General features: G+C 68.4%; 19 protein-coding genes and 1 pseudogene. 3 read left to right on the top strand and 17 right to left on the bottom strand.

The window, feature by feature from the left end:
- Positions 1–706: 706 nt before the first annotated feature.
- Together B2W79_RS14740 and B2W79_RS14735 are read right to left on the bottom strand one after the other, a co-directional pair.
- On the bottom strand, positions 707–1684 hold the full coding sequence (locus B2W79_RS14740) for a hypothetical protein (RefSeq protein WP_292790650.1): 978 nt from the start codon (positions 1682–1684) through the stop codon (positions 707–709).
- 1 nt (position 1685) lies between these two features.
- On the bottom strand, positions 1686–2768 hold the full coding sequence (locus B2W79_RS14735; protein ID WP_292790647.1) for a ParB N-terminal domain-containing protein: 1083 nt from the start codon (positions 2766–2768) through the stop codon (positions 1686–1688).
- Positions 2769–2931: 163 nt separating this feature from the next.
- Between B2W79_RS14735 and B2W79_RS14730 the strand changes: the two genes are divergently transcribed.
- Both B2W79_RS14730 and B2W79_RS14725 read left to right on the top strand, forming a co-directional pair.
- Positions 2932–4143, top strand: coding sequence for a DNA cytosine methyltransferase (locus B2W79_RS14730; RefSeq protein ID WP_292790644.1), 1212 nt, complete (start codon positions 2932–2934; stop codon positions 4141–4143).
- Positions 4144–4556: 413 nt separating this feature from the next.
- On the top strand, positions 4557–5204 hold the full coding sequence (locus B2W79_RS14725) for a heme oxygenase (biliverdin-producing) (protein WP_071329342.1): 648 nt from the start codon (positions 4557–4559) through the stop codon (positions 5202–5204).
- 14 nt (positions 5205–5218) lie between these two features.
- On the opposite strand, the gene B2W79_RS14720 is transcribed toward B2W79_RS14725, so the two are convergent.
- Positions 5219–6619: an ATP-dependent DNA helicase gene (locus B2W79_RS14720; protein WP_292790640.1), complete on the bottom strand. Its 1401-nt coding sequence runs from the start codon at positions 6617–6619 to the stop codon at positions 5219–5221.
- Positions 6620–6736: 117 nt separating this feature from the next.
- On the opposite strand from B2W79_RS14720, the gene B2W79_RS14715 reads away from it, so the two are divergent.
- On the top strand, positions 6737–7807 hold the full coding sequence (locus tag B2W79_RS14715) for a hypothetical protein (protein ID WP_071329344.1): 1071 nt from the start codon (positions 6737–6739) through the stop codon (positions 7805–7807).
- A gap of 13 nt (positions 7808–7820) precedes the next feature.
- Here the strand turns inward: B2W79_RS14715 and B2W79_RS14710 are convergent, their stop codons facing one another.
- From B2W79_RS14710 to B2W79_RS14645, 14 genes and pseudogenes are all read right to left on the bottom strand, one after another.
- The gene (locus B2W79_RS14710) at positions 7821–9833 is read right to left on the bottom strand and encodes a cytochrome c oxidase assembly protein (RefSeq protein WP_083391769.1); all 2013 of its coding nucleotides are present in this window, start codon (positions 9831–9833) and stop codon (positions 7821–7823) included.
- An 81-nt stretch (positions 9834–9914) separates the two neighbouring features.
- Positions 9915–10202: an HU family DNA-binding protein gene (locus tag B2W79_RS14705; RefSeq protein WP_017203554.1), complete on the bottom strand. Its 288-nt coding sequence runs from the start codon at positions 10200–10202 to the stop codon at positions 9915–9917.
- Positions 10203–10525: 323 nt separating this feature from the next.
- On the bottom strand, positions 10526–10831 hold the full coding sequence (gene rpsN, locus B2W79_RS14700; RefSeq protein WP_017829734.1) for a 30S ribosomal protein S14: 306 nt from the start codon (positions 10829–10831) through the stop codon (positions 10526–10528).
- A 3-nt stretch (positions 10832–10834) separates the two neighbouring features.
- A complete protein-coding gene (gene rpmG / locus B2W79_RS14695) occupies positions 10835–11005 on the bottom strand; it encodes a 50S ribosomal protein L33 (protein WP_017203558.1) in 171 nt (56 codons plus the stop codon).
- On the bottom strand, positions 11005–11241 hold the full coding sequence (gene rpmB / locus B2W79_RS14690) for a 50S ribosomal protein L28 (protein WP_025102729.1): 237 nt from the start codon (positions 11239–11241) through the stop codon (positions 11005–11007). The genes rpmG and rpmB overlap by 1 nt, the downstream gene beginning before the upstream one ends.
- A 191-nt stretch (positions 11242–11432) precedes the next feature.
- A complete protein-coding gene (locus B2W79_RS14685; RefSeq protein ID WP_071329345.1) occupies positions 11433–12155 on the bottom strand; it encodes a DNA-3-methyladenine glycosylase in 723 nt (240 codons plus the stop codon).
- A 1-nt stretch (position 12156) separates the two neighbouring features.
- Complete coding sequence (locus B2W79_RS14680; protein ID WP_292790629.1) at positions 12157–14007, bottom strand: hypothetical protein; 1851 nt, start codon at positions 14005–14007, stop codon at positions 12157–12159.
- Positions 13997–14809: a TIGR03943 family putative permease subunit gene (locus B2W79_RS14675; RefSeq protein ID WP_071329346.1), complete on the bottom strand. Its 813-nt coding sequence runs from the start codon at positions 14807–14809 to the stop codon at positions 13997–13999. The genes B2W79_RS14680 and B2W79_RS14675 overlap by 11 nt, the downstream gene beginning before the upstream one ends.
- Positions 14802–15842: a permease gene (locus tag B2W79_RS14670; protein WP_060923446.1), complete on the bottom strand. Its 1041-nt coding sequence runs from the start codon at positions 15840–15842 to the stop codon at positions 14802–14804. Before B2W79_RS14670 ends, B2W79_RS14675 begins: the two co-directional genes overlap by 8 nt.
- On the bottom strand, positions 15839–16255 hold the full coding sequence (locus B2W79_RS14665) for a Fur family transcriptional regulator (RefSeq protein WP_025102734.1): 417 nt from the start codon (positions 16253–16255) through the stop codon (positions 15839–15841). The genes B2W79_RS14670 and B2W79_RS14665 overlap by 4 nt, the downstream gene beginning before the upstream one ends.
- Before the next feature lie 119 nt (positions 16256–16374).
- Positions 16375–17247, bottom strand: coding sequence for a metal ABC transporter permease (locus tag B2W79_RS14660; protein ID WP_371259844.1), 873 nt, complete (start codon positions 17245–17247; stop codon positions 16375–16377).
- On the bottom strand, positions 17244–18095 hold the full coding sequence (locus B2W79_RS14655) for a metal ABC transporter ATP-binding protein (RefSeq protein ID WP_025102736.1): 852 nt from the start codon (positions 18093–18095) through the stop codon (positions 17244–17246). Before B2W79_RS14655 ends, B2W79_RS14660 begins: the two co-directional genes overlap by 4 nt.
- Positions 18092–19075 (bottom strand): metal ABC transporter substrate-binding protein, encoded by a 984-nt coding sequence (locus B2W79_RS14650; RefSeq protein WP_292790623.1) that lies wholly within the window; start codon positions 19073–19075, stop codon positions 18092–18094. The genes B2W79_RS14655 and B2W79_RS14650 overlap by 4 nt, the downstream gene beginning before the upstream one ends.
- A 64-nt stretch (positions 19076–19139) precedes the next feature.
- Positions 19140–19530, bottom strand: a pseudogene (locus tag B2W79_RS14645) (alpha-amylase); the annotation flags it as partial.

Below are 19530 nucleotides of genomic sequence, written 5' to 3'. Positions count from 1 at the left end.
CCACCCCGCGGGACTCCAGGCGGCCGGATGGCATGAACATCCGCTGGGACAGTTGCCTTGCGTGTCTCTTGGGTCCCCCTGGAAACACGCAACGGCTCATAGGGGCGCTTCCCTGCTGCTCGCTCTCGCAGCTGCGCTTCGGGGGGGGGGGAAGGCAGGAAACGGAACGGAGGGGCATTCGTGCACCTTCGGCGTCCCCGCAGTAGAGTCCCGCGCACGTCGGCAAGCGACTCACGGACATCGATAGCTCTGGGCCAGCTCGATGGACGAAACCGCCATCTGCCCCCCCCGATCAGGCCGCTGACATCGGGCTCAATAACGCGGGCCGCGAGCGATCGTGTGCCACTAGTGCTCTATTCAAGAGCCTCCCGCCCTATCGGATCGTCAAGCTCATGCACACGAGCGCACGGAGTCCTTGCTCAGCCGCCACACGCGACATCGTTCACTTTCACGGCGGAAGGCGATGCGATGATCACCGCTACATCGCCAATGGAGTCGCCACGCTGTCGAAGGCGCGCGATGAGGATCGTCGCGCCGCAGCTCCGCACGGCCCACCGCACGATTTTCACTTGCACGCGACCCAGGTAATCATGAGCGCTCGCTTGCCGCGTACTTCCGCAGAAGCATGTGCGCGTCGTACGCGATTTCCGGCGGGCTTCCAGCCTAGGGACGGCTCGCGCCCGACCGATAAGGCGTCACGGTAACGCTAGACGCGCTGACCATCGGGAATCTTGGCGATGGCTGACGTCCACCATTCCTTAAGTTCCGGACGAATCCGGGCGTCCAGGTGCGAGTCTGGCCGGCCAGCGAGAAGACGGGGACGATCAAGCACCATTGCGTGGTTCGACATGCTGTAAACGCGCCGATACGTCCAGTCGCTTCGTCGGCCGCCTAGACGCCACGGCAGCGCGACTGCGCGAATGATCGGTGACTGCCAGTGCAGCAAGTTTTCCCAGGCGGATATCGAAGGATCCCCGAGCTTCGATTTCCAGTTCTGACCCGCCGCGCACTGAATCAGAATGATCAGGCTTGCCTCGTGGGTATCGTCCAGAGCCATAATCGCCACCACATCGAGCGTTCGATCGTTATCCACCGGCTCCACTTTGCGCTTAAGTGAATCGACCGGTACCTCTAGCTCCTTTGCGAGCCTCTTTACGCGTTTCTTGATCGGCGTCGGCCACTCTTGCTCTCTGGGCCATCCGAATCGCTGCGAGCGCCCAAAAATCCCTCTTGTCGCGGCCTCGACTACCTTCTCCATAAGCATTCCACTATGGCTGTCGGGCTTCAGCGCATCCTTGAGTTGGGAAAAGTGATGCCCTAGGTCAGATACGAGCAGAAACGCGTAGCTATCGGGCTCTGAGCCTTCGCGAATCGAAAGCAGATCGGCTGTGACCTGGAACGGGTATCCGTCTTTAAGTACCGTTTCCCGCTGCCGACACTCCGCGAGAATATCGTCTGCGAGGCGCTCAAGCGAGTCCTCGGGCATCTCGTCAGATCCGGAGCCGAGTTCGTCGACATCTTCGCCAAACGACTCACCTGCCAGACCGACGAGCCCGCTGGCTCGAAGCTCCTCTATAACTTCCGACTTGGCGACCGCACCGTCAGAAACGAGAACTGACGCTTCGAGCCAGTCAGCAAGTCTGTGCAGATCCTCAGAACTGCACCCGGGCGGAATCGCCAGCACGCTACTTGTCGCCTCGAAGTGCCAGGATCGTCCTGATCTGTTTCATGTAACGGTGCGCTTCGGCGGCGGCATCACGGATCGCTGGGTCCCCCACATGTTCGCTGAGGAGCGGAACGACATCTGCCAATAAATACGAAGCTTTCCAGAGAGCCCCAGCGACCGATTCGCTCTCGCCTCCAGATCGCGACCACGCCTTCTCGAACTTCGGCTCCTCCGCGTTTTGCAGGTACCGCACGGCGGCAGGGCTCTGCAGGATCTTACTCCACTTAGTCAGTTCACGTGACTCGGGTAGTACTCGAGCCTGCGAGTCAGTGCCGAAAGTCCATTTTACGAAATCCTTGTAGGCGTCCTTCTTGCGTTCGGGAACCGGTGAGAGATTCTCGGACGGTTCGCTCGCCGGCGTCAGCTCCAAGAAGGATCGGACCCCTTCGGTCTGCAGTGAACGAAGCAGCACACCGAATGCATTGCTCATCTGCTCGTAGCCGTCGATCTCCCACTCCTCCGCCTGCTCGACAAGCTGGAACGCCACATGGTGACGGGCCATGTGGGCCGGATAGCTTCCCAGCTTCTCCGCCAGTTCAATATACGATGCACCTCTCGAAGCGAGGCGCGCGATGTAGCTCGCCTTCTCTAACGCTGGCCACGGCAACACTCCCGTAACGTGTCGAAAACCGATGTAGGCGGACACCTCGGGGTCGTCGCGGTCCGGATAGACTCGCACATTCAATGACTTGATGTCATCGCGGACGACCGGCCCCAAAGACGCCGCGAGTTGCTTCCAGCGGGACTGTTTGGCCGGCGGTGCAAGCGACGGATCGAGAAGGAGCTTGACGGCGGTCAGGCGGCGGTTGCCCTCAACAACCAGGATGGCTCCGTCCTCCTCAACGGCGATGAGAGGGTCTTGCTCGAGCCATCCCGCCACAGCAATGGACTCCGCGACCTCCTCGACCTTGAATCGGTCGAGCATGACCTTCACGATTGCAGCCTGGTCGCTGCCTTCCTCTTCCTTGCGCAGTCGGGGGTTAAACGGATCAAGTTGAAGACCCGTCAGGGCGTCGACTGTTCGCTGCACGTAGTTTGGCACCGCCGCTCCCATTCGCGTGACCCGCGTCCAGGGCGGGTAGATTGTCTTTGGCTACCGTACCTTGTTCACACTCGGGCGCTCTGTCCTGTGGATGATCTCCGGCGAGACGGGGGCGGAGGCGCCTCTGGGGTTGACATTCGCGGGTGCGTCTGGTGAGCTCAGCATGAAGTTTGGAGTTCTGAGCTTGACTCGAAGTGTTCTGTCATTGTTCTCCGGTGCCGGTGGGATGGACATCGGCCTCTCCCGTGCTGGGTACGAGCACGTCGGTCTAGTGGAGATCGGTCGCCTGCAACGAATGACTATCCAGTTGAATACCAGCTGGCCGCTCTTGGGTGATGGCGATGTCAACGACCTCGCGACGAGCCTCAAGCCGAGTGACCTCGGCATGTCACGTGGGGACCTAGGGTTGCTGGCGGGAGGCCCGCCATGCCAGCCATTCTCGATGGCGGCGCAGTGGGCCGCGCAAGGCCGCCGGGGCATGCTCGACAACCGCGCTCGAACCGTCGAGAGCACTCTCGCACTGGTGCGGATGTTCCTCCCACACGCCGTGCTGTTTGAGAACGTCAGCGGATTCGTTCGAGGCCCGCGGTCGGCAATGGCGTACCTGGATGAGGAGTTTGCGAGGATCAACCGCGAGGAGGGGGTGGCATATCGATTGCACGTGCGGATCCTGAACGCGGCCGACTACGGTGTACCGCAGAACCGACGCCGGGCAATTGTCGTCGCACTGCGGGACGGCGGCGACTTCGAATGGCCGGAGGAGACGCATAGAAATAGCCCCCTGACTGCGTGGGACGCGTTGTGGGACGTCCGCCCGAGCAAACCTCCACTCCCGCGAGGAAAGTGGACAGAGCTCCTGCCGCTGATCCCGGAAGGCGGGAACTACCTGTGGTTGACGAGTCGCGGCGGCGGCCCCGAGCTGTTCGGCTACCGTACGAAGTACTGGAACTTCCTGCTGAAACTCGCGCACGACCAACCGTCGTGGACGCTGCCTGCGTCACCCGGTCCTTCGACCGGTCCTTTTCACTGGGAAAACCGGCCGCTGGCGGTCGAAGAGCAGCTCAGGCTTCAAGGGTTCCCCGATGAGTGGCGAATCGCTGGAGATCATCGCGAGCAGACTGTGCAGGTAGGAAACGCGACACCCGCACTGCTCGCCGAACTGCTTGGAATGTCCATCCGGCGAAGCGTCGCGGGGGTGAAGCCGAGCGATTCGTCACTGCTCCGCCTGCCTGCTTCCACATCTCGGCGCCCTCTCGCACCAGTCTCAGAGGTTCCTCAGCGCTTCGTCGACCTCGTCGGCGTCAAATCTGCTCATGCCGGCGAGGGGCTAGGGCCAGCTGGAAAGCTCCGGCAGGCGTCGAGCAACACACGCTGAGTCGATCTGACATCGTTCAATGGGAGGCTTCGGTCGAACCGCCGCAATCTCATCAACGCAATGGTGTCCCCGAACAGCACCGCTCGAAGCGATCTTTACGGGAGCGAAGATGCGATACTCCTTCAGCTGACTGTTCCATTTCTCGACTCTCCTGCACACTAATTCGCATTGAAACGACGTATCCAGGATCCGGCGCAGCGCCTCCGAACACTCATATCCCCCACGATTACCTTGACCTCAACTGAGCTGTGTTTCGGTGAGCACGACGACCTGCACGATCACGTCGACACACAGTTGACCCGATTCCGTGACCGTGAGGATCGATGACCTGAGGCCACACTCTCAGTTTTAACTGAACCCGGTCCCGGAGCTCGGACTTCCATCGAAGGTTAGGCTGCCCTTACACTGAAGCCATGCCCGAGATCCTGTCCTTCTCCGCCGCCCTCCGCGAGCGCTCCTCCGGTTCGCATTCCCGCAGCGAGACGGCGGGCTTCATGTCCGATCTCCTCAAGGGCGAGGGGTCGCGCGAGGACTACGTCGCGCTGGTCGCGCAGCACTACTTCATCTACGACGCGCTCGAAGGTGCCGGCGAGCGGATGCGCCAGGACCCGGTGGCTTCCGTGTTCCTCAGCGACAAGCTCACGCGCCTCCCTGCGCTCGAGGCCGATCTCGCCTTCCTCCTCGGACCCGAGTGGCGCACGCGGATCGCCCCGCTGCCCACCACACAGCGCTATGTCGACCGCATCCGTCAGGTCGGCGCGACCTGGGCGGGCGGCTTCGTGGCGCACCACTACACCCGCTACCTCGGCGACCTCTCCGGCGGCATCTTCATCGGGCGGGTGATGGCGCGTCGCTTCGGCTTCGAGACGAACGGCATCGGCTTCTACCTCTTCGACGACATCGCCGACCCCTCCGCCTTCAAGGACGTGTATCGCGAGCAGCTCGACGCCGCTCCGTGGGACGAGGCCGAGCGCGAGCGCGTCATCGACGAGGTGCTCCTCGCCTACCGCTTCAACACCGAGCTCTTCGAAGACCTCGACCGCGCCCGCGCCGCCGCCTGAGCCGGCGGTCGCGGTCAGGTCCGCGGCAGCTCGGGCGTCGAGGCGGCGAGCCACGCATCGCGCATGAACCGCCGCACGTCCTCGTCCACGCGGATGTCGCTCGGCCGCAGCGGTCGGGAGAGGTAGAGGCCGTCCAGCGACGTGAGGCGGCTCAACGCGACGTAGGTCTGCCCCGGCGCGAACGCCCCGGAGCCCAGGTCGATCACGGCGCGGTCGTAGGTCTTGCCCTGCGACTTGTGGATCGTCACGGCCCACGCGAGCCGCAGCGGGAACTGCGTGAACTCAGCCACGACGTCGCGGGAGAGCTTCTTCGTGCTCGGGTCGTAGGCGTACCGGAACCGCTCCCAGACGGCCGGCTCGACGTCGACCTCCTCGCCGTCGATCTCCACGCGGACGGTCCCGCCGAGGATGCGGGTCACCGTGCCGATGGTGCCGTTGACCCACCGCGGCGGCTCTCCGGTCATCGCGGTGTCGTTGCGCAGGAACATCACCTGCGCACCCACCTTCAGCTTCAGCTCGGACTCGGCCGGAAGGGACGCCTCTCCGCGGCCGAAGTCGCCGTTGACCTCCGCCCGCGCCGTCTGCTCCTTGCCCGGAAGCGCGGCGAGATGCCGGCTGTTGATGCTGTTGACGATGTCGTTGCGCGTGGCGAGGGTGATCATCGGCACCTCGCCCGGCTCGGGATCCGGAGGGGTGCGCGCGCCCTGAGCGTTGAGGATCCCGGCGATCTCCGCCGTGACCCGTCCATAGCGGACGGCGTTGAGCATGGACTTGAAGCCGTCGTCGGACTGGCGGTGGATCTGCACGAGCTCCCGCACGTGCAGCTCGGCCCGGGTATCGACCTCGAACAGCGCCCCCTGGGTCCCTGAGTCTGTCGAAGGGCTTGTCGAAGGGCCTGCCCACACCTTCGCGTCGAAGAACCAGAATGACCGGTAGTGGTCCTTGACGTACCGTGCCTCATCCCCGCGCGGAGGGACCGGAGCGAGCTGGTACGGGTCGCCGAACATGACGATCTGCACGCCGCCGAACGGCTCGCCCCGCCGCCCGCGCGCCTGGCGCAGCGACCGGTCGATGGCGTCCATGAGGTCGGCGTTGACCATGGAGATCTCGTCGATGACGAGGGTCTCGATGGCGTTGAGGATGCGTCGCGTCCCGTCGTTCTGGTCGATATCGCCGTCACCGATGAGCCCGATCGGCAGCCGGAAGAGGGAGTGGATCGTCTGCCCCTCGACGTTCAGCGCCGCCACGCCGGTCGGAGCGCAGATCGCGATCTGCTTCTTCGTGTTCCAGGCGAAATGCTGCAGCAGCGTGGATTTGCCGGTGCCCGCGCGTCCGGTGATGAAGACGTGCTCCGCGGTGTCCTCGATGAGCCGGAACAGCTCCTGCTGCTCCTCGGACAGGGCGGGAAGGGACACGGTTCTCACAGGGCTGGTGGGGCGGACACGGGACGCTCCCCCATGCTACGTGCCCCGTCGGGCACGGGTCCGCCGACGCTCGGCGTCCCCCCAGGACGCCCTCCTAGACTGACCGGCATGGAGCGGGCCGGGACGCGCGCGCCCCGGCGGTCGCGCCTGGGCGCCGATCTGGCGATCCTCGGACTCATCGGCGTCCTCCTGCTGGCCGCGATCGGCGCGGGAGGCGCGACCCTCTACCGGCAGTTCTATGGCCCGTCGGCGTTCGTGGTCCGCTATCTCGATCTGCTCGCCGAGGGCCGGGCCGCCGACGCCCTCCGCGTGCCCGGGGTCGCGATCGATCGGGAGACCCTCGATGAGGCGGGCATCGACCCCGCCGCGTCCGAGGCGATGCTGCGACGCTCGGCCCTCGGTCCGCTCAGCGACGTCAAGGTCGAATCGGAGGAGCCCTCCGGCGACGGCACAGCGGTGACCGTCAGCTACCACGCCGGCGGCCACTCCGGCACGAGCACCTTCCACGTCGCGCAGGACGGCTGGGCCGGCATCACGCCGAACTGGCGGTTCACGACCAGCCCCCTCGCCGTCGTCGAGCTCACGGTGCGCGGCGCCGACCAGTTCGCCGTGAACGGGTTCGAGGTCGACCGCCGCCAGATCTCCGCCGCCGGGGCCGCGGCGCAACCCCTCGAGCCTCTGCCGCTGCTGGTCTTCACCCCGGGGCTCTACTCCGTCACGGTCGACACCGCGATCGCGGAATCCTCCGGGCACGGCGTGCTCGCCGACGAGCCGCTCGCCGTGACCCCTCTCGATGTGCAGGCCGAGCCGACGGAGGAGTTCGTCGACGTGGTCCAGGAGCGAGTCGAGGAGTTCCTCACGGCGTGCACCACGCAGGAGGTCCTGCAGCCCACTGCGTGTCCGTTCGGCCTGCGTGTCGAGAACAGGATCGCTGCGCCACCGAAATGGTCCATCGCCCAGCAGCCGGAGATCATGGTCGCGCCGTCCGACGACGGCCACTGGCAGATCCCGACCACCGCAGCCGTGGCGCATGTCGAGGTCGAGATCCAGTCTCTCTTCGACGGGTCCGTGGAGCCGGTGTCCGAAGACGTGCCCTTCCGGGTCAACGGCTCCATCGCCATCCTCCCGGACGGCTCGGCCTCGATCCGGGTCGGCTCCCCGGACGACCCGGTGGAGTGAGCCCGGCGGCGGATCAGCGGCGCTGGCGCTCCGCCGCGCGCTGATCCCGGGCGGCGAGGTCGGCGAGCCGCGCGTTGTACTCCTCCAGCTCGGCATCGCCGGTGCGATCGGCGTGCCGGTCTCGGCGCCGCTGGAGCTTGGTGTCGCTCCGGCTCCACTGGATCGCGACGGTGATCGCGAGGATGAGGGTCGGGATCTCTCCGATCGACCACGCGATGCCACCGCCCACGTACTGGTCGGTCATCGGGTCGGCACCCCAGTCGCGACCCATCGCGCCGAACCAGTCGGCGACCATGAGCCCCTCCTGCATCATGATCGCCATGCCGAAGAAGGCGTGCATGGCCATCACGGCGATGAGGGTGATGAGCCGGCCGGGATACGGCAGACGGTAGGGCACCGGATCGGCGCCGATCAGACTCATCACGAACAGGTAACCCGAGATCAGGAAGTGGGCGACCATCCACTCGTGCCCGAGGTGCTCGAACATCGACCAGCGCACGAGGTCGGTGAAGTAGAACGCCCAGAGCGAGAGGATGAAGATCGCCGCCGCCACGATCGGGTGCGTGACCACCCGCGCGAACGGCGAGTGGACGGCCCACATGATCCATTCGCGACCGCCGCGCGTGCCGTCGTCGCGTTTGTGGATGGCGCGCAGGGCGAGGGTGATCGGCGCCCCGGAGACGAGCAGCAGCGGGATCGCCATCGAGAGCATCATGTGCCCCAGCATGTGCACGCTGAAGAGGTACTCCTGGTACGCGTTGATGGGACCGCCGGTCACCCACACCAGCAGCAGCAGGCCGAGCACCCAGAACACCGTGCGGTGGATCGGCCAGCGGTCGCCGCGCAGCCGGAGTCGGCGCACACCCGCGAGATAGAAGAAGAGTCCGAAGCCCGCAGCGACGAGCCACAGCACGTCGATGTCCCAGGCCGTGAACCAGCGCTCCAGCGTGAGCTCGGGCGGCAGCAGCGATCCGGTGAGGATCTGCGCCGGGGTCTGCGCGAACGCCGCGACCTCGCCGGTGGGCGGGGGCGTGCGCGCGAGCGCGGCCGCGGCACCGGAGGCGAGGCCCATCAGCGTCACCTCGCCGAGGACGAGCGCCCAGAACCAGCGGGACGCGCGCGCTCCGCTCAGCTTCGGAATGAGACGCGTGCGGTACCAGGCGCCGAGCAGCCCCATCCCGACGAGCAGGATGGCCTTGACGACGACGATGAGCCCGTAGGGGGTCGTCCACACGGCCTCCCAGCTCCCGACAGCGACGATCGACCGGGTGAAGCCGGAGACCGCGACGACCGCGAAGGCGGCGATCGCGAGGGAGGAGTACCGGCGGACGAGCGTGGGCAGATCGAGGCCCTGCTGCCCTCGGAGGAGCACGAGGAGGAGCAGTCCGCCCAGCCAGACGGCCGCGCCGATCGTGTGCAGGAGGATGGAGTTGACGGCCATGTTATGTCCGTCGAGGTCGCCGGCATGCCCCTGCGTCGCGAGCGGCAGGAACGACACCGCGGCCAGCAGCGCCGTGAGCAGTGTGGGCGTCCAGGTGCGCCAGGCGAACGCGAGCACCGTGATGACCGCGCCCAGGATCGTCGTGATCAGCCAGGACTGCCCCAGCGGAAGCTCGAGCAGGAAGCGCCCGAGCTGCGAGCCGAACTCGCGCTCGATGCTGAGCTGCGGGTTGAAGGCGGCCATGAACGAGAAGAAGCCAGCGAGGCCCGCGGCGACCGTGAAGACGGCGGCGCCGACCGAGGCGATGTTCAGGGCCGTGTCGAAAGTCCGCTCCCCCGCCCGCAGACCGAACAGGGCCAGCACGAGCGATCCGAGCATGAGCGCACCGGCGAGGTTCATCACGAGCTTCGCGAGCGGCGTGCCCCACAGCACCACGGGCCCGGGGTCCTGCAGCAGCGGCGGGTTCGCCCCTCCCCCGACCAGCAGCGCCCAGACGAGGGCGACGCCGGCGGCGGCGAGGAGGATGACGATGCCGGCGAGACGGTACGCCGACGTCGAGCGCGGCGTCTCGGTGCGGGAACTCACCCCTCCAGCCTAGGCGCGCGCAGCCGGGAGGAAGCACGAAGGCCGCCCCCGAAGTGGGAGCGGCCTTCGAAAGGTGCGGTCTTACTTGACGGCAGCCTTGAGCTTGGAACCGGCGGTCACCTTGACGCGCTTGCCGGCCGGGATCTTGATCTCGGCGCCGGTCTGCGGGTTGCGGCCCGTGCGGGCGGCCGTGTCGACCTGCTCGAACGAGATCCAGCCCGGGATGGAGACCTTGCTGCCCTTGGCGACGGCGTCGGAGACCGTGGCGAACAGCGAGTCGAGGACACCGGAGACGGTGGCCTGGCTCTGGCCGGTGGCGGAAGCGATGCTCGCGACGAGCTCGGTCTTGGTGATGGACTTGTCAGCCATGTCATCCTCCAGCGACGACGGACCGTCGCATCGTGTGTGGGTGCGAGGAGCGGGTGCTCCCCGTTGGTCGTGTGACCGCCTCGAATGTACCAACGGCCACCCGGATTTCCGCGTCATTTCGCGGGTTTCGACCTATTTCCCGGCGTGTCGCGTCACATTGGCCACTCGTGCCACAGGTTTTCGGCCGCCCGCTCGCGCCGTCAGGCACCCGCGCGGGATCAGGCGCTCCCGTGCGCACGCGCCTGATCCCGCGCGATCGCCTGCGTCGCCGGGCATGCGAAAAGGGCGAGGATCCGAGATCCTCGCCCTTCTTCGCTCGATGCTTACCAGCTCGACTTGGTCACGCCGGGCAGCTCGCCACGGTGCGCCATGTCACGGAAGCGGACACGCGAGATGCCGAACTTCGTGAGGACACCACGGGGGCGGCCGTCGATGACGTCGCGCGAACGCACGCGAGCCGGCGAGGCGTTGCGCGGCAGCTTCTGCAGGCCGACGCGGGCGGCCTCGCGGGCCTCGTCGGTGGCGTTCGGGTCGACCAGGGTCTTCTTCAGCTCGGCACGACGCTCGGCGTAGCGCTCGACGATGACCTTGCGCTGCTCGTTGCGCGCGATCTTGCTCTTCTTAGCCATGGATCAACGCTCCTCTCGGAATTCGACGTGCTGACGGATGACCGGGTCGTACTTCTTGAGCACGAGGCGGTCGGGGGTGTTGCGGCGGTTCTTCTTGGTCACGTACGTGTAACCCGTACCCGCCGTCGAACGCAGCTTGATGATCGGACGGACGTCCTGAGCCTTCTTGGCCATTAGAGCTTCACACCCTTCGCCTGGAGGTCCTTGACGACGTTCTCGATGCCACGCGCGTCGATCACCTTGATGCCCTTGGCGGACACGTTGAGCGTGATCTTACGACCGAGCGAGGGCACGAAATAGGTCTTCTTCTGCACGTTCGGGTCGAAGCGACGCTTCGTCCGGCGGTGCGAGTGCGAGACGTTGTGACCGAAGCCGGGAACAGCTCCGGTCACCTGGCACACTGCTGCCATGATGATGACTCCTTCATTACCGTGAGACCGGACGGCCTCACCCAAGATCCCTTGTCTGCACGCCGCCCCGCATGCCGATCTCTCGGCAGAAGAAGGGGGAGCACACGAACTGCGCACAGGAGCGTGCGCAGACGAAGAGTAAGTCTAGCACGGCCTCGGCCCGCCGTTCGAATCGCCTGAATGGCCCCATCTCAGCCCGAGAAGCCACCATTCGCGCGACTCGAAGCGTCGGCAGCACCCCGCCCCCACCGGAAGGCGGACACCGTGGGGTCGCCGGGGATCCAGAAGCGCCAGGGGAAGGCATCCGTCCCGGCGATGCCCGCCACGCCCACCCGCGGACCCTGGGCCACCTCGACCACGGGCGAGCCGAGCCACAGCTCCGCCTTCGCGCCGTTCTGCTCCGCCCCCGTGATGGCGTCCAGGCCGTCGTGCAGGGAGTGCCGCAGCCCCGCGGCCTGTCCGAGCCGCCCCGGTCCGCGCGCGAGGTCCCGGAGGGCGGTGCGGCCGAGCGGCGGGACCGCACGTCGTCGTCGGGCCGCCGCCTCCACGCCGGACACGATCTCCCCGGCACGCAGCAGCACCCCGTCGCCCTGCCCTTCGGGTCCACAGGCCACGTTGACGCAGGAGTGGATGCCGTGACTCAGGTACACGTACAGATGCCCGGGTTCGCCCCACATCGTGGCGTTCCGGGCCGTGCGCCCCATGCGGGCGTGGGACCCCGGGTCGGCCACCTCCCCCGTGCCCTGACCGTGATACGCCTCGACCTCGGTGATGCGCACGCGCACCTCGACCGGGAGGCCGTCCTCGAGCACCACGGTCCGCAGCTCCGCGCCGAGGAGGGTCGGCGCCACCTCGACGGCGGAGCTCATCACGTCATCGCGGTTCGCGCGCCGCAGCGTCACGGACTCTGTCACGTCAGAACCGCGGCGCCGTCTGGCACCAGGACGCATCGAAGCCGGTCAGCGCGACGATCTCGTCCCCGGTCTTCATGTCGATGAGGTGCGTCTCGAGCTTCTCCGGCAGCGGCAGCAGCATCCCGTCATAGGCGTTGTCGGCCATGTCCGGCGCGATCACGACGGCGGCGTACTGCCCGCTCGGCGACGCACAGGCCTGGAGGATCGAGTCGGCGGCACTCACTTCCACGAGCGGCGTGGCGGCTCCGGAGTCGTCGACCCGGATCACGGCCTGCCCCACCGGGAGACCGCCCTCATCCCGGGCGACGACATGGCGCAGCGTCCCGCCGGGGAACGGGGTGATGGAGGTGGCGGTGCCGTAATCCGGCTCGGACGCGGCGAGCGGCTCCTCGGATCCGTCCGCGAGGTCGAGCTCCACCACCGAGCCGTCCAGTCGCTCGACGATCGCGGTGTAGGTGCCACGGGAGATCCCCTGGATGGTCGTCGCGAGCCCGAGGGACTGCACGCCCGTGTCGGTCGACTGATCGACGAGCGAGAGCGCCCCGTCGAAGTCGATGAACAGGACGGCCGCGCTGTCGGGCACGAACTGCCACACGAAGACGCTCACCTCCTTGTCGCCGACCTCGATGATGCGGGGTTCGTCGTCGCCGCTCAGCGACTGGGTGACGAGCACGCTGGCGCGCCCCTCGGTGTCGCTGAGCTCGCGATCGGAGTAGCTGTAGCCGACGAGGTTGCCGCGCTCGGACACCTGGATCGCGCCCACGTACCCCTCGCCGGGCAGCGGGAGCTCACGCTGGTCGGAGCCGTCCCTGTCCATCACGAGCAGCCGGGACTGGTCGTCGTCCTCGACAGCGGCCACGAGCTGCGTCGACGTGGCCCGGAAGTCGTCGATACGGGGGTGGGAGAACACCGGCTGCGCGTTCTCTCCGCTCAGGTCGGTGCGGAAGATGATGTCGTCGCCGTCCGGGTCGCGGCGCAGGAGGAACATCGACGACGCCGGCGTCTCGAAGGACGTCGTCAGGTCTGCGGTGGGGCCTCCTCCGGCGCCCGTCACCCCGGCGACGGTCACCGTGTAGGTCGTGTCGTCGTCGAGGGGCACTGTGAAACGCACGCCCACCCCGCGGCCGGCGGCATCGACCGTGAACGGTACGGAGGGCTCGACGGTGACCTGCTCGGGATCGATGGCGGAGAGCGGCTGGTTCGCGGTGAGGATGACCCGGCTTCCAGACGATTCGATGGCCTGCGCGGCGTCGACCTGCACGTCGGTGACCCGGGGGCCCTGGAGGAGGCTCACGATTCCGAGGCCCGTGCCGACGAGTACGAGCACTCCGACGACGGCGCCGATCGTCACGAGGAACCGCCGGCGGGACCACGGGGCGCTTCGCGGCTCCTCGTCGTCGGCGGGGAGGTCGGTCGTGGGCGTCCAGCCCGGCTCCGCCGCGTCTTCGACGACGCCGTCTGCTCGGGAAGCGGACGTCGGGCCCGCGGGGGTGAACACCGGTTCGGGCGCCTGCGGGATCACGGGGATGCCGGCGGCCGACTCCTCGGAAGCACGTGCGGCGGCTTCCTGCTCCGCTGCCGCACGCTCGGCCGCCTCGCGCTCGGCCGCGGCTTCGCGCTCCGCTGCGGCTTCCCGGTCGACGGCTTCCTGCTCGGCGGCGACCTCCGCCGCCATCCGCTCCACGGCCGCTCGCTCCTCTGCGACCAGCTCCGCGTCGGCCTGCTCGGCTGCCGCGCGCTCCGCCGCGGTCTGCTCCTCCGCAGCGCGCTCCGCGGCCTCCCTGGCCGCACGCAGCTCGGCGCGGGTGCGTGGGACGTCGGGCGACTCGGGCCGCTCGTCGTCAGTACTCATACGGGTCCTTCGGCTCGTCGATCGCCACGACGTCGGTCGGCTCGATGTGCAGGGAGCCGTCTTCGTCCGCCCGCACCGTCCCGGTGACCTCGACCCACTGGCCCGTCTTGTACGCGTCGGCGTCCACACTCACCGGCAGCGCCGCCGTCTGGGCGTCGATGACGCAATGGGTGATCACGAGGCGTGTGAGGTTGACGTCGTCCCCCTCGCCGGGTGTGACGAAGCCCTGCAACGTGACGTCGGCTCCGTCGTACGCCGTGGTGTTGGTCGCGGCGGCGAAGACGCTCGCCCAGTCGCCCACACCGAAGGTCGACGTGTCCGCGACCCCGAGGGCGACGGTGTCGGCGCCGGCGAACAGCGCGCTCTCCTCCCCGGCGCGGGACATCGCGAGTTCCACCGAGAGCGAGGCGGGAGGCAGGACGAGCGCGGAGACGACGACGCCGGTCGCGACCACGCCGCCGGCCAGCGCACCGACTCCCGCGAGACGACGGCGCGACGGCCCGGAGGGGTGCGCGGTCTCATCGGACGAGGACGCCTCCGGCCCGGTGGAGCGCGAGGCCGCGGGGCCATGGTCGTGCCCGTGGTCCTCCTCGGCACCCAGCGGCAGCGTGCACGACCAGATGGCCCCGGCGAGCGTCACGACGGCGGCGGCGGATGCGAACCACACCGACTCCGGGCTGATGTAGAGGCTGAGGCGGTCGGTCACCGCGAGGCCGAGGGTGACGACCGCGACGACGGATGCCAGGCCGATCCCCAGCCACCGGGTGGCGAGGGCGCGGGAGCGGGCGGAGAGCTCAGGCAAGGACGTTCACCCCGATCCCGATCGCGAAGGCCGATGCCAGCACGACGGCGGTGATGCCCACGAGCGTGCGAGTGGTGAAGGTCGTGCGCATCAGCGCGAGCATCTTGATGTCGACGAGAGGCCCGACGAGGAGGAACGCGACGAGCGCCCCCGAGGAGAAGGTGGACGCGAACGACAGTGCGAAGAAGGCGTCGACGTTGGAGCAGATCGCCACGACGATCGCGAGCAGCATCATCGCGACGATCGAGAGCACGGGGTTGGCGCCGATCGTGAGCAGGACGTCGCGCGGGATGAGCACCTGGACGGCCCCGGCGAGCGCGGAGCCGATCACGAGCGCCGGCATCACGGCCCGCAGCTCCACGAGGAACTGCGTGAGACTGCGGCGCACGGGGGTCCCCGGTTCGTGCGTGACGCGCTCGCACGTGTCGACGAAGCGCTGGGTGAGCAGCGACTCCGGCGAGGGGTGGCGGCTGTAGATCCATCCGATGAGGTTCGCGATGAGGTAGCCGCCGACGAGGCGGGCGACGAGGATGCCGCCGTCCCATCCGAAGGCGGCGTGCGTGGTGAGGATCACGATCGGGTTGACGATCGGTGCCGCGATGAGGAAGGTCAGCGCCTCCGCGGGCGCGAGTCCGCGCATCATGAGCCCGCGGGCGAAGGGCACGTTGCCGCACTCGCAGACCGGGATGAGCATGCCGAGCAGGGAGAGCACGGCCCGGCGAGCCCACGCCCGTCGCGGGAGCCAGCGGTGGATGACGTCCGCCGGGAGCCAGACCTGCACGACGATCGACAGCAGCACGCCGAGCACGACGAAGGGCAGCGCCTCGATGAGCACGCTGAGGGCGAGCGTCAGACCGTCCTGCGCTCGGGTGGGCAGCGAGGCGGGGAAGAGGGTGGGGAGGAAGGCGTCGATGAGGAACAGCGCCGCGACGATCACGGCGCCGATGCCGACGGCGATCCACGTCGAGCGCGGTGAGGGCGCTCGACGGTGCGTGTGGCCCGGACGGGTGGCCGTTCGTGCCGGGGCGGTCACGCTGTCGCAGCCCTCTCGGCGTCGCGCTTGTTCGCGCACGGGGTGCAGAGGCCGAAGATGTCGACCACGTGGGCGGCTTCGGTGAACCCGTGCAGGGCGGCCGTGCGATGGGCCCACTGCTCCACGTCCTTCGCCTCGATCTCGACCGTGAGGCCGCAGGATCGGCAGATGAGGTGGTGGTGGTGGCCCTGAGTGGTGCACGCCCGGTAGAGCGCCTCGCCCTCGGGGCTCTGCAGCGAGTCGGCGTCGCCCGCGGCCGCGAGCCCGGCGAGAGCGCGGTAGACCGTGGCCAGGCCGATCCCGGTGTTGTCGTCGCGGAGCGTCGCGTGGAGGCTCTGCGCGCTCACGAAACCGCGCGCGTCGGCGAGCGCTTCGCGCACGCGCTCGCGCTGCCAGGTGTTCCGCTGAGCCATGCCTTTGATTCTAGGCCGGGACGGTTGGCGAGGGCTGGGAGCGGCCCACCCCCGCTTCAAGTCGCCCGATTGGCCCCATCCGCAGCCGAAATGGAGCAAAGTGCGCGATTTGAACGGGGTCAGACGCGGGTGACCCGGGACCGGACGCGCTGCACGATCCAGCACACGACGTAGATCGTGAAGGACAGGGTCGTGATGTAGGGGCTCACCGGGAGGGTTCCGGCGAGAGCGAGCAGGATCCCGCCGACGGCCGAGACGAACCCGAACAGCGCCGCCAGCACCGGCACCGCGACGGGGCCGGCCGTGATCCGCATGGCCGCGGCCGCCGGCGTCACCAGGAGCGCCATCACCAGCAGCGCGCCGATGATGTGCACGCTCACCGCGACGATGAGCCCCAGCAGCACCATGAACAGCAGGCTCACGGTGCGGGTGGGCACCCCGCGGGCGGCCGCCGACTCCGGGTCGAGCGAGTCGAAGCGCAGCGGATTCCACATCACGAGCAGGCCGAGCAGCACCACGAGGCTGATGCCGATGAGCCAACCGAGGTCGGGGCTCGAGACCGATACGATCTGCCCCGTCAGGAGACTGAACCGGTTGGCGCTCCGGCCGTCGTACAGCGACAGGAACAGGATGCCGAGACCGAGCCCGAACGGCATGAGCACGCCCACGATCGAGTTGCGGTCCCTGGCCTTGGCGCCGAGGACCCCGATGAGGATCGCCGCCACGAGGGCTCCGCCGAGGGAGCCGAGCACGACGCTGCCGCCGAACAGCAGCGCCGCCGCCGCTCCCGCGAAGGAGAGCTCGCTCACCCCGTGCACCGCGAAGGCGAGATCGCGCTGCATGACGAAGACCCCGATGAGGCCGCCGACGAGGCCGAGCACGGCACCCGCGATGATCGAGTTCGAGAGCAGGGCGACGAGCTCGCCGTAGTCCTGGAAGGAGAAGATGTCGTCCCAGCCGACCATCGGGACGAGGGCGGACGCGGCGGTCATGCGGCTCCCCCGTGCTCGTGGTCGTGGTCGTGGTGCGGCTCCGCATCGGGGACACCGACCACGACGAGGCGGTCGCCGGCCCGGAGCACGAACACCGGGGTGCCGTAGAGATCCGTCAGCACGCGGGTCTGCAGCACCTCCTCCGGGGTCCCGAGGAGGAACCGGCCCCCGGCGATGTAGAGGATGCGGTCAACGCGGTTCAGGATCGGGTTGACGTCGTGCGTGACGAAGAGCACGGCGGCCCCGCGCTCCCGACGCTGGCGGTCGATGATGTCGGTGACGGCGACCTGGTTGGCGAGGTCGAGGTTCGACAGCGGCTCGTCGCAGAGCAGCAGCGCGGGCTCGTCGGCCAGCGCCTGTCCGACCCGGAGGCGCTGCTGCTCCCCGCCGGAGAGCAGGCCCACGCGGCGGTCCGCGTAGGAGGTCGCCCCGACCGCCGCCAGCAGCGCGTCGACCTTCGCCCGGTCGCCGCGGTGCGGGACCGGGAAGCCGAAGCGGCTGCCCTGCACGCCGAGGGCGACGAGGTCACGGGCCCGCATGCTCGTGTCGGGCGCGAGCGCACGCTGCTGCGGGATGTACCCGATGCGGGCGTTGCCGCGGTGCACGGGCTCGCCGGCCACGCGGATGCTGCCGCGGGACAGAGGCTGGAGTCCCAGGATGCTGCGCAGGAGCGTCGTCTTCCCGGAGCCCGACGGACCGAGAACCGCGATGAACTCGCCGGGCTGCACCGCGAGGTCGAGCCCCGACCAGAGCTCGCGGTCGCCCCGCTGCAGGGCGCCGTCGGCGATCTCGAGGACCGGACCGGTCTCCCGCGCGGGTCGCTGAGCCTGTGAACGGGCTCCGCTCACGACTGGACGGCGGCGGCGAGGCTCTGGATCGCGTCACTCATCCACTCAGAGTACGACGATCCGTCCTCGAGCAGCTCCGTGAACGCGACCACGGGCACCCCGGCGTCCTCCGCGGCCTTCTCCACGCGCTCCGTCTCCGCGCCGCCGGTCTGGGCGTTGGTGAGCACGGCGGTCACATCGCCGGACCCGACGACCTGCAGCGCCTCGAGCAGCACGGCGGGCGCGACGTCGCTGCCCTCCTCCACCGACTCCGCGAAGCCCTCGGGGGTGACGTCGGTGAGCCCGGCGGCCGTGGCCAGGTACCCGGGCAACGGCTCGGTCATGAACACCGTCGCACCGGCGGCGTCCGCCTTGATCGCCTCGAGGTCGCCCTCGAAGCCCTCCAGTTCCGCGACGAGCTCGTCCGCGTTCGTGCGGAACGTGTCGGCGCCGTCGGGGTCGATCTCGGTGAGCTCGTCGGCGATCGCCTCGACGACGTGGATCATCGTGTGCGGGTCGAACCACACGTGCTCGTTGAAGCCCTCGATGTGGTCGTGGCCGGCATGGTCCTCCCCCTCGGCCTCGTGATCGTGCGACTCCTCGGTCGCGGCCTCGTCGTCATCGTGGCCCTCGTTACCCGGGTAGTCGTGCGAGAACTCCACGGCCGTGACGACGTGCGGGTCCTGCGCATCCTGCAGGAGGCTGTCGATGAACGCGTCGTAGCCGCCGCCGTTCTCCACCACGAGGTCGGCCTTCTGCAGCGTGAGGCGGTCGCGAGCGCTCGCCTCGTAGGAGTGCGGGTCCTGGGTGACCGAGTCGATGATCGAGGTGACGTCGACCCGGTCTCCGCCGACCTGCGCGGCGATGTCGCCGTAGACGTTGGTGCTCGCGACGACCGTCACCGCGCCGTCGTCTTCCGCCGCGCCGGAGGTCGACGAGCATCCGGCCAGGGAGAGGGCGGCGACCGAGGCGAGCGTGAGGGCGAGGACGGGCTTCTTCATGAGTCTCACTCTAAACGCTAATGAGAACCATTATCAAACCCGCGTCCCCGCCCCATCGGCCCGGTCAGTGCGCGAGAGCTCCGGGAGCGATCCACGCCGTGGCCTCGCCCGGCAGCACGGAGCCGTCGAGCGCCACGGTCGACAGCACGGCGTCGCCGGCCGCAGCGCCGAGCTCGAACGGCTCGGTGCCGAAGTTCGTCACGACCTCCCAGCCGTTCGGGCGCCGGAACCGGAGCACGTCCTCGCGGCCCGTGTCGACCCACTCGAGCGTCTCCCCGGTCTGCAGCACCCGCCGCAGCCGCAGCGCCTCGCGGTACAGGTTGAGGGTCGAGCCGGGGTCGGCGTCCTCCACCTCGACCGCATGCTCCGCGAACCAGCCGGGCTGCGGCAGGTGCGCGCCGGCCGCGCCGAAGCCGTACGAGCTGCCGGACGTCGTCCACGGCAGCGGCACGCGG

It is taken from the genome of Microbacterium sp. UBA7513 (assembly GCF_002478345.1).
Classification (GTDB): domain Bacteria; phylum Actinomycetota; class Actinomycetes; order Actinomycetales; family Microbacteriaceae; genus Microbacterium.
This window is presented reverse-complemented; position numbering and strand designations above follow the sequence as displayed.